9 protein-coding genes are annotated in these 13249 nt (G+C 73.1%); 2 read left to right on the top strand and 7 right to left on the bottom strand.

Annotation, left to right across the window (positions count from 1 at the left end; all coding sequences use genetic code 11):
- Positions 1–19 precede the first annotated feature (19 nt).
- Both LUW87_RS10965 and LUW87_RS10970 read right to left on the bottom strand, forming a co-directional pair.
- Complete coding sequence (locus tag LUW87_RS10965) at positions 20–1591, bottom strand: DEAD/DEAH box helicase (RefSeq protein WP_232671216.1); 1572 nt, start codon at positions 1589–1591, stop codon at positions 20–22.
- 166 nt (positions 1592–1757) lie between these two features.
- On the bottom strand, positions 1758–3863 hold the full coding sequence (locus LUW87_RS10970) for an oxidoreductase (protein WP_232671217.1): 2106 nt from the start codon (positions 3861–3863) through the stop codon (positions 1758–1760).
- A 73-nt stretch (positions 3864–3936) separates the two neighbouring features.
- On the opposite strand from LUW87_RS10970, the gene LUW87_RS10975 reads away from it, so the two are divergent.
- Both LUW87_RS10975 and LUW87_RS10980 read left to right on the top strand, forming a co-directional pair.
- Positions 3937–4479: a DUF6328 family protein gene (locus tag LUW87_RS10975; protein WP_232671218.1), complete on the top strand. Its 543-nt coding sequence runs from the start codon at positions 3937–3939 to the stop codon at positions 4477–4479.
- 67 nt (positions 4480–4546) lie between these two features.
- The gene (locus LUW87_RS10980; protein ID WP_232671219.1) at positions 4547–7708 is read left to right on the top strand and encodes a glycoside hydrolase family 2 TIM barrel-domain containing protein; all 3162 of its coding nucleotides are present in this window, start codon (positions 4547–4549) and stop codon (positions 7706–7708) included.
- Positions 7709–7726: 18 nt separating this feature from the next.
- Here LUW87_RS10980 and LUW87_RS10985 read toward each other — a convergent pair whose 3' ends face one another.
- The 5 genes from LUW87_RS10985 to LUW87_RS11005 all read right to left on the bottom strand — a co-directional run bounded on the left by LUW87_RS10985 (position 7727) and on the right by LUW87_RS11005 (position 13242).
- Positions 7727–7942 (bottom strand): RNA-binding S4 domain-containing protein, encoded by a 216-nt coding sequence (locus tag LUW87_RS10985; RefSeq protein ID WP_232671220.1) that lies wholly within the window; start codon positions 7940–7942, stop codon positions 7727–7729.
- A 53-nt stretch (positions 7943–7995) separates the two neighbouring features.
- Positions 7996–10560: a beta-glucosidase family protein gene (locus LUW87_RS10990; protein WP_232671221.1), complete on the bottom strand. Its 2565-nt coding sequence runs from the start codon at positions 10558–10560 to the stop codon at positions 7996–7998.
- Positions 10561–10717: 157 nt separating this feature from the next.
- Complete coding sequence (locus LUW87_RS10995) at positions 10718–11110, bottom strand: SHOCT domain-containing protein (protein WP_232671222.1); 393 nt, start codon at positions 11108–11110, stop codon at positions 10718–10720.
- Positions 11111–11258: 148 nt separating this feature from the next.
- Positions 11259–12047, bottom strand: coding sequence for an enoyl-CoA hydratase/isomerase family protein (locus LUW87_RS11000; RefSeq protein ID WP_232671223.1), 789 nt, complete (start codon positions 12045–12047; stop codon positions 11259–11261).
- A gap of 1 nt (position 12048) precedes the next feature.
- On the bottom strand, positions 12049–13242 hold the full coding sequence (locus tag LUW87_RS11005; protein ID WP_232671224.1) for an amidohydrolase family protein: 1194 nt from the start codon (positions 13240–13242) through the stop codon (positions 12049–12051).
- Positions 13243–13249 lie beyond the last annotated feature (7 nt).

Below are 13249 nucleotides of genomic sequence, written 5' to 3' on the forward strand. Positions count from 1 at the left end.
GGCGATGGTGGGGCCGGGTTCAGCCCCGGCGGGAGCCGCCGGAGGAACCGGCCGAACGGCCGCCACCCCCACCGCTGCGGCGGCCGGCGGCGGAACCGCGACCACCCCCGCTGGCACTGCCCTTGCCCCGCCCACCGGAGGGGCCCTGGCCGCGGCCACCGCCGTTGGGACCACCGGAACGACCCCGACGACCGCTGCGGGCGCCCGCGGCCTCACCGGTGGCGGTGACCCTGGTCGTGGTGGAGCTGCCCCGGCGGCGTGAGCCGGGGCGGCCGCCGGGGTTGCCGGCGGCCGGGTTGGCGTGGGCCAGGGCGGCCGCGATCTCGGCCGCCGAGCGGACCGAACGCTGGCCGGGAGCGAGCTCGACCAGCAACGGGTGCCCCGGGCGGGCCGAGGTCACGGTCGGGTTGATGCCCGCCTTGCGGGTGAGCTGGCGGACGTCGCCGTGCTGGGTCTCGGTGGCCAGCGTGACCACCGTGCCGTCGGCGCCGGCCCGGGCGGTGCGACCGGAGCGGTGCAGGTACGCCTTGTGCTCGACCGGCGGGTCGGCGTGGATCACCAGGGTGACGTCGTCGACGTGGATGCCACGGGCCGCGATGTCGGTGGCCACCATGGCCGTGGCCCGGCCCTCGTGGAACGCGGCCAGGTTGCGGGTGCGGGCGTTCTGGGCCAGGTTCCCGTGCATCTCGACCGCAGGGACGCCGTGGGCGTTGAGCTGCTTGGTGAGCTGCTTGGCCCGGTGCTTGGTGCGGGTGAAGACCATGGTGCGTCCGGGAGCCGAGGTGAGGTCGACGAGCACCGGAAGGCGGTCGGCGGTGCTCACGTGCAGCACGTGGTGGGTCATGGTGTCGACCGGGGACTCGGCCGAGTCGACCGAGTGGGTGACCGGGCTGGTCAGGTAGCGCTTGACGATGACGTCGATGCCGTTGTCGAGGGTGGCCGAGAAGAGCATCCGCTGCCCGGCGTCGGGCGTGCGGTCGAGGAGGCGCTTCACGACGGGCAGGAAGCCGAGGTCGGCCATGTGGTCGGCCTCGTCGAGCACGGTGACCTCGACGCGGTCGAGGTGGCAGTGCCCCTGACCGATGAGGTCCTCGAGGCGCCCCGGGCAGGCCACGACGATGTCGATGCCGTTGCGCAGGGCGGTGACCTGGGGGTTCTGCCCGACCCCACCGAAGACGGTGAGGGTGCGCAGCCCGAGCGGCTTGGCCAGGGGCCGGATGGTGTCGTCGATCTGGGTGGCCAGCTCACGGGTCGGGGCCAGGATGAGCGCCCGCGGACGGCCGGGCTTGCGGTCGCGACGCTGGGCGGCGAGACGGGTGAGCACCGGGAGGGCGAAGGCCAGGGTCTTGCCCGACCCGGTACGGCCCCGTCCGAGGACGTCGCGCCCGGCCAGCGAGTCGGGCAGCGTGGCGGTCTGGATCGGGAACGGGCTGGTGATCCCCGAGCGGGTCAACACGTCGCACAGCTCGGCGGGCACGCCGAGCTCGGCGAACGAGGCGTTCGGGTCGGCGGGCGCGGCGCCCGGCACGGGAGCAGCGGCGCGGACGGGCGCGGCCGAGGACGACTGGGAGCGGGGGCGACGAGGCGCCATGGGGGGACTTCCTTCACTGATGCGATCCGCGGTGCGGACGGTGATGAGGTCCGCCTTGCGGACCGGGCCTCGCCACCGTCACGGTGGGGCCCCTCAGCGAAGCGGCGCCGCTCCGGAACTGGAACGACCCGCCGACCCTAGCCCGGTTCGCCCCGTGATCCTCACCTCACAGCGATCGACCCACGAGGTAGCCGCTGCGCACGGCCCCCTGGATGTAGCCCACCTCGCCGGCGTCACCCACCACGTGGACCTCGAACCCAGCGGCGCGCACCGCGTCGGCCAGGCCGGTGTCGGGCACCACGCCGCCGGCCAGGATCACCTGGTCGGCCACGGCCGTGCGCTCCTCGTCGGCCACCCGGTAGGTGACGGCCCGCTCGTCGATGCCCACCAGCTCGGCCCCGCTCACGAACACCACTCCGAGCTCGCGGGCCTCGTGCAACGCCCGGGCCCGGCGAGGGTGGGCCATCTCCACCCCGAGCTTCTCGCCGGCCTCGAGCACGGTGACGCGCCGGTCGCGCTCGGCCAGGAACTCGGCCAGCTCGACGCCCACCAGGCCACCGCCCCAGACCACGACGTCGTCGCCGAAGGGCATCCAGCGGCGCGAGAGCTCGCGGACCCTGGCCATGTCGTCGGTGAGGCCGAGGCGCCGGCCGGCGCCGACCGCCAGGCGCTCGTGCCACCGCAGGCCACGGGCGCCGTCGCCGCCCCCGCCGGTCAGCAGGGCCCGTAGGTCGTCGCCGGAGAGCACGTGGGGCAGGTGGGCACCGGGCACGGGGGGACGTTCACGGCGGGCTCCGGTGGCCACCACGACGGCATCCGGCGAGAGGGTCCGCAGGGTCGCCGCGTCGGCCGAGGTGTCGAGGCGCACGTCCACGCCGGCCTCGGCGATGGCGGCCGAGAGGTAGCGCACCAGCTCGGCGTTCATGGGCGTGGTGAGCGACGAGAAGCGGGCCGTGCCGCCGAGGTGCGGCGACCGCTCGAGCAGGGTGACCCGGTGGCCCCGCAGGACGGCGACGCGGGCCGCCTCCATGCCGCCGGGACCTCCGCCCACCACGACGACGTGTCGCGCGGGGTCGGCCGGAGGCAACGGCCCCTCGTCGTAGTGGCCGAGCTCGGCGTTGACGGCGCACACCGGGGTGCCGTCCCAGAAGTTCTGGGCGACGCAGACGTAGCAGTTGATGCAGGTGCGCACCAGATCCGGGCGCCCGGCGGCCAGGCGGGCCGGGATCTCGGGATCGGCCAGCAGCTGACGGCCCATGGAGACGAAGTCGCAGACACCCTCGCCGATGAGCCGATCGCCGGCCTCGGGCATGATGCGGCCCACGGCGATCACGGGGATCGACACGGCGGCCTTCACCGTGCGGGCGTAGTCGACGTACTGCTCGGGCTTCCAGGGCAGTGGCCCGAGGGTGAATCCGGTGCCCATGGCGTTGGGGGCGCTGGCGCTGACGTGGACAGCGTGTGCCCCCGCCTCCTCCGCGAGGCGGGCGTGCCGGGCGGCCAGATCGGGGGTGATGCCTCCCTCGACGTGCTCGCTGCCGTCGAGGCGCACGATCACGGCGAAGTCGTCGCCGCAGCGGGCCCGGATGGCCGCCACGACCTCGACCAGCAGGCGGGCCCGCCGCTCGACGGTGCCGCCGTACTCGTCGTCGCGCCGGTTGAACCGGGGCGAGAGGAACTCGGCGATCAGGTAGCCGTGGGCGGCGTGCACCTCGATGCCGTCGAGCCCCGCCGCCTGGACGCGAGCGGCGGCGTCGGCGAAGGAGTCGACCACCCAGGCGATGTCGTCGAGCGTGGCCTGGTGCTGGGTGGGCTGCTTGCCCCCGGTGAGAGCCGCCATCTTCATCAGCTCGGGCACGGTGATGGCGCTGATGTCGTAGTCCTCCGGGGGGAGGGGCACCGACGGCACCAGCTGGGCCCGGTCGTCCTGGGCGTCGACGCCGGCGGTCTTGCCGTGGTGGCAGGCCTGCACGATCATCTTCGAGCCGTGGGCGTGCACCGCCTCGGCGAGGCGGCGGAGGCCGGGGACGAAGCGGTCGTCGGAGAGCGCCGGCTGATGTCGCGACGTGGCGCCCACCGGCCAGGCCACCGCCGAGGTCTCGAGGATCAACAGCCCCACCCGGCCCTCGGCCCGCGCCTCGTAGTGGGCGATGGTGAGGTCGGTGACCGCACCCTCGTCGCACGTGTTCTGGTCCATCGCCGGCATCACGATGCGGTTGCGGGTGCGCAGGGGCCCGATGCGGCCGGGCGCGAGCAGGTTGATCGGTTCCATCAACCGGTGAGGGTAGCGATCGGTGGCCGTCCGCCTCGTGGTCGCTGGCCGGGTGCGGGGGTAGGACCTCGTCATGCCCGACCGGTCGAACGCGGACGACTACGGCGACGTCCCCGCCCAACTCCTCGATCACCACACCCACCAGGACGAGCTCCGCCAGCGCTACTACGGGCTGCTCCAGGAGCTCCGGGTGCTGCTGCCGGGCGTGACGGTGCTGGTGGCCTTCCTGTTGACCGCCCCGTTCAACAGCCGGTTCAACGAGCTCGACGACGTCGAGCGGGCGGCGTTCTCGTTGGCGCTGTGGTCATCGATCATGGCCGTGATCAGCTTCGTGTCACCGACGGTGTTCCATCGCATCGGCGGGCGCACCCTGCGCGCCGAACGGCTCATCTGGGGCATCCGCACCATGCGGGCCGGGCTGGTGTTCTTCGCCACCGCCCTGCTCTCGGCCAGCCTGGTGGTGACCCGCTTCCTCTTCTCGCCGGTGGTGGCAGCGGCGTTCGTGGCCAGCATCGGCGCATCGATGGTCGTCGCCTGGGTCGTCGTGCCCGTCGCCATCACCCGGCGCAAGAACGGTGCGCCCACCCATCCCGACCCCACCGGGGAGCCCGGCTGAGCGGGCGTGAGCGGTGCCCGTCGTGGGTCCCGGGTCGCCGACCGGTGGCGCCGGTACCGTTCGCGGCGTGAGTGCGAGCCTGGGTTCCGACCCGTCCCCCGAACCCGACCGGCGGGAGCCAGGCCCGCCCCGCTGGTGGGCGGACCCGACCCTCACCTCCCTGGGCCGGCTGCCCTTGCACCCCGTCGCCCACCCCGATCGGGTCGAGCTCGACGGCGTCTGGGACTTCCAACTCGTGGCCGACCCGACGGACCCGCCCGGCGCCCACTGGCGGCCGATCGAGGTGCCGGGCTGTTGGACCATGCAGGACGTCGGCGACCACCCGCAGTACACCAACATCGCCATGCCCTACGACGGGGTGCCGCCAGCCGTGCCCGATGCGAACCCCACGGGTGTGTACCGACGGCGGGTGGAGATCCCCTCACGTTGGTCCGGCTCGCGTGTGGTGCTCCACGTCGGTGCCGCCGAGAGCGCCCTGTTGGCACGGGTCGACGGTGCGGTGGTGGGCGTGTCCAAGGACTCGCACCTGGCGGCCGAGTTCGACCTCACCGGGCACCTCCGAGAGGGTCGGCCGGTGGAGCTGGAGCTCACCGTGGCCAAGTGGTCCGACGCCAACTACGTCGAGGACCAGGACCAGTGGTGGCACGGCGGCATCACCCGTCCGGTGTTCCTGTACGCCACCGAGTCGGTGCACCTCGCCGAGCTGTCCCTCACCCCGTCGCTGGCGCCCGACCTCACCACCGGCGTGCTCGACGTGAGCGTGCGAATCGACGACCGTCGTGGGCCACTGGGCGACGGATGGTCGCTCGAGGTCGACGCCGAAGGGACCGACGAGCCGACGACGGTGGCCGTGCCCGGGTGGCGCCCCATGGGCCCGCTGCGCTTCACCGACGACGAACAGGCCGCCTTCCTGGCGTGGGTCGGCGAGGCCATGGGCACCGGCGCCACCTTCGACGAGGCCCTGCACAGCCCGGCCGCACCCCCCGAGGTCCGTCCCCTCCTGGCCCGGGTGGGCCGGGCGCCGGCCGGCCGGGCCGGGTGCCGCGTCGAGGTGCCCGGCGTGGCCCCGTGGTCGGCCGAGGAGCCCCGCCTCTCCGACGTGACCGTGCGGCTGCGCACGCCGGACGGGACCGTGCACGAGGAAGCCTCCCTACGGGTCGGGTACCGGCGGGTGGAGGTGGTGGGCACCGGGCTCTTGGTGAACGGTCGGCCGGTCCTGATCCACGGGGTGAACCGCCACGATTTCCATCCGCGCACCGGCCGGGTGGTCTCGCCCGAGGAGATCCGCGCCGATCTGGTCCTCATGAAGCGCTTCGGGTTCGATGCCGTGCGCACGTCGCACTACCCGAACGATCCCGTCCTCTACGCGCTGTGTGACGAGTTGGGCCTCTACGTCGTCGACGAAGCCGACATCGAGGCCCATGCCGAACCCCACCTGGCCTCGGACTCCCGCTACCTCGGGGCCTGGCTCGACCGGGTGTCACGCATGGTCCAGCGCGATCGACACCACGCCTGCATCATCGCCTGGTCCCTCGGCAACGAGGCCGGCTACGGACCGAACCACGACGGGGCCGCGGCGTGGGTACGCCACGCCGACCCGACCCGGCCGGTGCAGTACGAGGGGGTGCTGGCGCACGGGTGGGACGCCGGGGCGGCCGCCTCCGACCTCACCGTCCCCATGTACGCCTCCATCGAGCAGCTGGTCGACCACGCCGGCTCTGCGGAGCAGACCCGGCCGGTGGTCCTGTGCGAGTACTCCCACGCCATGGGCAACGGCAACGGCGGCCTGGCCGAGTACTGGGAGACCTTCGAGGCGACCGAGGGGTTGCAGGGCGGGTTCGTGTGGGAGTGGTGGGATCACGGGCTGGTGCAGCCGCGACCCGACGGCACCGAGCGGTGGGCCTACGGCGGCGACTTCGACGACGAGCCCAACGACGGCAACTTCTGCATCGACGGCCTGGTGCTCCCCGACCGCACCCCCAAGCCCGCCCTGCACGAGCACCAGGCCCTCGCTGCCCCGCTGCGGTTCTCGCTGCTCGACGCCGACGCCGAGCCACCGGCCATCGAGGTGCGCAACGCCCAGTGGTTCCGCGGCTCGACGTGGCTGCGGGCCGGATGGAGCCTCGTCGCCCCGGCGGGCGAGCTCGCGTCGGGCGAGCTCGACCTTCCCGAGATCGGGGCCCAGGAGGGTGCCCGGGTCCCGATGCCCGCCGAGGTCGTAGCGCAGGGCTCGGGCCCAGACCGGGCGCTGGTGATCACCCTCTCGGTGGCCGTCGAGCAACCATGGGCACCCGCTGGCTGGACGCTCGGCACCACCTCGCTGCCGCTCGACCCCGCCGAGCCGGCCGACGGCGCGCACCGTTCCGCCACCGATGCGCTCCTGCACCGCGCGGTGATCGCGGACGATGCTCGCGTGGAGGCCCCCGCGCTGGCGGTCGATGCGCAGGGGCTGCTCCGGGGCCCGTCGTTCGCGGGACCGCCGGCGCTCTCGCTGTGGCGGGCCCCGACCGACAACGACCCGGAACCGGCGCGGGCGTGGCGGCGCTGGGGGCTCGACCGACTGGAGCGCCGACTGGCCGCGGTCGAAGAGGTCGCTCGCCACCGGGGCCTCGAGCCGCGGCCCGGCATCACGACGGTTCGGATCACGGCCGAGTGGGAGACCGGCGACGGCACGACCGTCCCGCACACCCAACACGTCACCACCCTCGCCGACGGCACCGTGCTGGTCGAAGAGGAGGTCGACATCCCCGGCAGGTTCCACGACCTGCCCCGGGTGGGCACCACCTTCGAGCTGGTCGCCGGCCTCGACGACGTGGCGTGGTTCGGCCGGGGCCCCCACGAGACCTACCCCGACCGCCGCCGCGCCGGCTGGGTCGGCCACCACCGCGTCCGGGTCGACGACTTGGCCTTCCCCTACATCCGGCCCCAGGAGACGGGCGGCCGCGCCGACGTGCGCTGGCTGGCGGTCACCGACACCGGCGGTCGGGGCGTGCGCATCGACCTCGATCGACCCCGGCAGGTGTCGGTGACCCGGTTCACGGCCGACGACCTGGCCGCCGCCACGCACCACGAGGAGCTGGTGCCCCGGGCCACGGCGGTCGTGCACCTCGACGCCGCCCACCGGGGCCTCGGCACCGCCAGCTGCGGCCCCGACACCCTGCCGGTGTATCTGGTGGGACCGGGCCCCCACCGTTGGGCCTGGGCCGTGCGTCCCCTCGTCGGGCGTTGACGGTCTCGGCGAGCCCGGCTACGACCCGGTGACCACCCGGACCTCGTCGCCGAGCGCGGTGACGACGTCGCCGGGACGCAGCTGGCGGCCCCGACGGTGCTCGACCTCGCCGTTGACGACGACGTCGTCGCCCTCGAGCAGCATCTTGGCGTCGGATCCCGAATCGATCAGACCGGCCAGCTTCAACAGCTGGCCGAGTCGGATGGACTCGTCGGTGATGGCCACGTCTCGCACGGCTCCATGGTGGTGCATCCGAGCCGTGCCGGCCGCCCCACCGCGACCGGGCGTCAGCCCGGGACCGGGCCCCCGTCGACGACCTCGACGGTGACGACGTGGTCGACGACGGCCGAGGAGCGACCCACGTGGAGGTGATGGGCGCCCGGGTCGACGGCCCAGCCCCGCTCGCGGCCCAGCCCCGACGGGGGTCGCACCCAGGCGACCTGGGTGGCCAGGAGGTGGGCGAACCGGTCGGCGTCGGGGTCGCCCGGCTGCCAGTAGGCGAAGGACCGGCCGTCGAGCTCGAGGCGCACCGTGCCGGTCTCGCCCGGGTCGAGGGTGATGCGAGCGAAGGCCTTCAGCTCCTTGGGGGGTCGGGCCAGCAAGGGCTCGTCGCACCCGACGTAGAGCTGCACCACCTCGGACCCCGTTCGGTCGCCGACGTTGGTGACCGGCACCTCCACCACGATCCCCTCACCCGCGCGCAGCCTCGTGGCCGAGCACACCGGCCGGCCCAGCTCGAAGCGGGTGTAGGAGAGGCCGTGCCCGAACGGGAAGGCCACCGGCAGGTGGCGCTCCTCGTACCAGCGGTAGCCGACGAACAGCCGCTCGCCGTAGACCACCCGGCCGTTCTCGGCCGGGAAGTTGCCGTGGCTGGGGTTGTGCTCGAGACGCACCGGGACGGTGGTGGGCAGCCGCCCACCGGGCTCGGCGTCGCCGAGCAGCACGTCGACGAGCCCGTCGGCCATCTCCTCGCCACCGAACCAGACCTGGAGCAGGGCCCGGGCCCGTTCGGCCCACGGGGTGAGTACCACCGATCCGGTGTTGAGGACCACCACGGCGTCGGGGGCGACGGCCAGGATGCGCTCCACGAGCTCGTCCTGGCGTCCGGGCAGGTTCATCGAGGTGCGATCGGCGCCCTCGGACTCCCAGTCGGCGTCGGTGCCCACCACCACCACCACGGCATCGGCGTCGCGGGCGGCCGCGACCGCTCGGTCGATGCCGTCGGCCGCGGGGGCCGGCCGAACGCCGAGCTTGGCCCCCGCCAGCAGGCCGCCATCGGGGTTCGTGCACTCGAGCACCAGCGCGACCGGGTGGTCGGGCCGCAGGTCGACCTCGACGGTGAGCTCCCGGGAGCCGAGGCCGAGGAAGTCGTGGCCGGGCGGCAGAGGGCCCGCGGTCCCGTCCAGCACCACCTCGCCGTCGAGGAGCAGGCGCGACGGACCGGTCTGCACCAGCGAGAGCAGCCAGGGTCCGGGCTCGTCGACCTCGAGGGTGGCCGTGGCCCGACACGACCACGTGTCGCCGACGCTCGCGGCCGGGGCACCGAACCACACGGCGGTGCCGCTGTCGCGCCGGTCGCGGTGCAGGATCGCTCCGCCGAGGTCGTCGGGGGCGAAGAACGACACCGTGAGGCCCGGCTCGCCGTCGTCGCCCGTCAACCAGCGCCCGGGGACCTCCGGGGTGGTGAGGGAGATGTCGACCCCGGCCTCGTGCACGAGCTCGACGCCCGCGCCGAGACGGGAGCGGAGCGCCTCCAGGGGCGACACCAGCCGGTGGGCCGGCAGGTTGGCTGATCCGCCCCCCATGATCTGGGCCCGGGCGGCGTTGGGGCCGATGACCGCCACCCGCCGCAGACGGTCGGCCTCCAGGGGCAGCACCCCGTCGTTGCGCAACAGGACGGTGGCGCCGATGGCGGCCTGGCGGGCGACGGCCCGATGGCCCGGATCGTCGACCGAGCGAGGCTGCTCGGCCGGGTCGTGGTCGAGGGCCCCGACCCGGTCGAGGGTGCCGAGGAGCCGGGTGACGGCGGCATCGACGTCGGACTCGGCGACCACCCCGCCCCGCACGGCCTCGACCAGGGCCGGCCCGTAGGCCCGCGCCGGGCCGGGCATCTCGAGGTCGAGCCCGGCGCGGATGGCGAGGGGCGTCTGGGCCAGGGCGAACCAGTCGCTGACCACGAACCCCTCGAACCCCCATTCGTCGCGCAGGATGCCGGCCAACAGCGTGGCGCTGTCGGCGCAGTGCTCGCCGTTGAGCCGGTTGTAGGAGGTCATGATCCCGAGGGCTCCGCCCTGTCGGACGGCCATCTCGAACGGCACGAGGTACAGCTCGCGCAGCGTGCGCTCGTCGACGACGGAGTCGGCCACGAACCGGTCGAGCTCGGACTCGTTGCCGGCGAAGTGCTTGACCGTGGTGACGACCCCACGTGACTGCGCCCCGGCGACGAAGGCGGTGGCGATGCGTCCGGCGAGCACCGGGTCCTCGGAGTAGGACTCGAAGTTGCGCCCGCCGAGCGGCGATCGGTGCAGGTTGACCGTGGGCGCCAGCAGCACCCGACAGGCCTTGGTCCGGGCTTCCTCGCCCAATACCGCCCCGACCCGTTCGATCAGCTCGACGTCCCACGTCGCTCCCAGCGCCGCACCACAGGGCACGCACAGGGCGGTGAGCGGCTCCCCTTCGACCATCTCGGCGAGCATGGGCCCCCGGGCCCCGTTGGGCCCGTCGGTGACGCGCACGGACGGGATGCCGAGGCGCTCCACCGCCGTGGTCGACCACAGATCGGCACCGGCCAGCAGTCGGGTCTTCTCGTCGAGGGTCAGCTCGCCGACGAGTTGGGCGACGTCACGGGGCACGGCGGTTCCTCCAGGTCCGGCGGGGCCCCGACCGTAGCGGCGCGGACGCGACGGAGCCCGGGAGGCGGCGGGCACCGCTCCCTCCCGGGCTCCGTGTCACCAGTCGGGTCCGTCCGGCGCCAGTCGGCCGTCCCCGTGCGGTCGGACGCTCAGTCGCTCAGGCGACGACCTTGGCCTTCATCGACTCGTACTCGGCGTCGCTGAGCTTGCCCCGGTCGTGCAGGTCGGCCAGCTGGGCCAGCTGCTCGGCCGGCGTGGCGGTGGAGGCCGCTTCGCGGATGTAGCTGTCCATGGCCGCCTTCTGATCCTCGGCCATCTTCATCTGGTTCTTCGCCATCTTGCCGCCATTGACGATGAGGTAGATGAAGACGCCCAGGTAGGGAAGGGCCAGGAGCACGACGACCCAGCCAGCCTTGAGCCAGCCGTTGAAGTCACGGTTGAACAGGTCCATGAACACCTGGAACAGCAACATGATCCAGATGAAGAACAGGAAGAAGTAGAGGATGGTCAGGAAGACCTGACCGGTCCCCCATTCGGCGGCGAACACCATCGCGGGAGCTCCTTGGTCGACTCACCTCGTCCGTGGTCGGACGAGCGGCCACGCGCGTGGCGGCGTCACCCTACGCGCTCGGACGCGGCCGGGACCGCCTTTGGCGCCGGGGTGCCGGTCGGCCGGGCGACGTCGGCCGACCGTGGTCTCAGCGGGGCCACTCCGGCGGTCGTTTCTGGAGGAACGAATCGAGGCCCTCGCGCATCTCGGGGCGCTCGATGGCCCGGAAGAACAGGCCGTAGTCCATGGCCGGCAGGCGGGCGTTGAGGTCGCGCTTCACGTCGGCGCGGGCCTGGGGTCCGGTGAGGGCGACCTGTTCGAGCACCCACTCGACGTGGGCGTCGAGCTCGTCGTGGGGCACCACCTTGCCCACCAGACCCATGGCCTCGGCTTCCGGCGCGGTGATCTCGGCTGCGGTGAAGAAGAGGTAGCGGGCCCGGGCCAGGCCCACCGCCTCGGCCAGGCGGGCCGACATGAACGGGTCGGGGATGCCGCGCAGGAGCTCGGGCACCCGGAAGCGCGCCCGGTCGGAGGCGACGGCGATGTCGCAGCACAGGGTCAGGTCGAGCCCACCGGCGTGGCACAGCCCGTTGACCTTGGCCACCCACAGCTTGCGGCACCGCTCGATGTGGCGGAACGGGAACTGCTCGGTGGAGTCCCACTCGACGGCGAGGCCGTCGGTGTCCTCGGCCCGGCCGCCCATGTCGCCACCGGCGCCGAACCACTCGTCGGTGCCGGTGAGGCACACCGCGTCGAGGTCGGCCTGGCTGTCGGCCCACACGGCCGCCCGCTTCAGGGCCCGGTACATGTCCTGGGTGAACGAGTTGCGCCGCTCGGTGCGGTCGATGCGCAGGTGCAGCACCCGCCCGCGCACCTCGGCCACCACGTAGCGGGTGCCGAAGTCGGGGGCGACGAGGGTCGTCTCGGTGTCGGCCACGTCAGAGCCCGTAGACGCGAGCGGCGTTGCCGGACAGCACCTTGGCGGTGACGTCGTCGGGCACGTCGGCGAACAGGGCCTGGGCGTAGTCGCGGGGGCGCTGGGCCGGCGTCTGGGGGCCGGGGTGCTGGCAGGTGGGGTGCGGGTAGTCGGTCTCGAACATGATGTTGTCGGGGTACTTGGCGATGGCGTCGAGGGCGGCCTGCGTCTCGAACCAGAAGCAGCCGTACACCTGGCGGCGGAAGTACTCGCTCGGCAGGAGGTCGTACTCGGGGTGCTCGAGGCGGGGACCGCCGTTGAGCCACTGCCAGTCGAAGGTCTCCATGGCGGCGGGGATCCAGCCGGCACCGCTCTCCACCGACACGAGCTTGAGGTCCGGGAAGCGATGGCAGACGCCCCCGAAGATGAGGTCGGCCATGCAGCGCATGTTGTCCATGAAGATGAGCGACGAGACCTTGGCGAAGTTGGTCATCCACCCCATGCCGGCGGTGTCCTCGAACTGGGTGCCCATGGAGCCGCCACCGACGTGGAAGTTCACGGGGATGCCGGCCTCCTGGGCCGTGGCCCAGATGGGGTCCCAGTGCGGGTGGGCCAGCGCGGGCATGCCGTAGTCCTGCGGTTGGTTGCAGAAGTTCACGGCCCGATGCCCCATGTCGATGCAGCGCTGCAGCTCCTCGAGGGCCAGGTCGAGGTCCCAGAAGGGCAGGGCGGTGATGGGGATCAGCCGGTCGCGGTCGGCCGAGCACCAGTCGGTGAGGAAGTCGTTGTAGGCCCGCACGCACTGGGCGACGAGCTCGCGGTCGCCGAGGCGCAGGAAGTACCCGTTGCCGAAGCCGCCCACGTTCGGGTACAGGATCTGAGCGTCGATGCCCTCACGGTCGAGGAACTCGAGGCGCGCGTTGGCGTCGTACATCGCCGGGGCGATGTCGTCGTAGGTGTCGGGGATCGACGCCGGCATGATCCCGTCGTGGCCGGCCATGGAGTAGAAGCCCGGGGAGCCGATGCGCTCGCCGTTGACCATCCAGGTGTCGCGCCCGTCGACCCGCTCGATGTGAGGGACCTTGTCGTGCAGCGACGCCGGGAACGAGCGGGTCCAGGTGTCGGGCGGCTCGGTGAGGTGGGTGTCGACGTCGATCACGCGGTGGCGATCGAACAGGTCTCCGGTCGTGGTGGGGTTCTCGGCGATGAGGGTCATGGGTGCC

Source organism: Rhabdothermincola salaria (genome assembly GCF_021246445.1).
Lineage (GTDB): Bacteria > Actinomycetota > Acidimicrobiia > Acidimicrobiales > Acidimicrobilacustridaceae > Rhabdothermincola_A > Rhabdothermincola_A salaria.

Bases quoted from the DNA above. Each gene is read 5' to 3' on its own strand.
- LUW87_RS10995 (WP_232671222.1), bottom strand. From the start codon at position 11,110: ATGGTGTTCGCCGCCGAATGGGGGACCGGTCAGGTCTTCCTGACCATC.
- LUW87_RS10970 (WP_232671217.1), bottom strand. From the start codon at position 3,863: ATGGAACCGATCAACCTGCTCGCGCCCGGCCGCATCGGGCCCCTGCGC.
- LUW87_RS11005 (WP_232671224.1), bottom strand. From the start codon at position 13,242: ATGACCCTCATCGCCGAGAACCCCACCACGACCGGAGACCTGTTCGAT.
- LUW87_RS10975 (WP_232671218.1), top strand. From the start codon at position 3,937: ATGCCCGACCGGTCGAACGCGGACGACTACGGCGACGTCCCCGCCCAA.
- LUW87_RS10965 (WP_232671216.1), bottom strand. From the start codon at position 1,591: ATGGCGCCTCGTCGCCCCCGCTCCCAGTCGTCCTCGGCCGCGCCCGTC.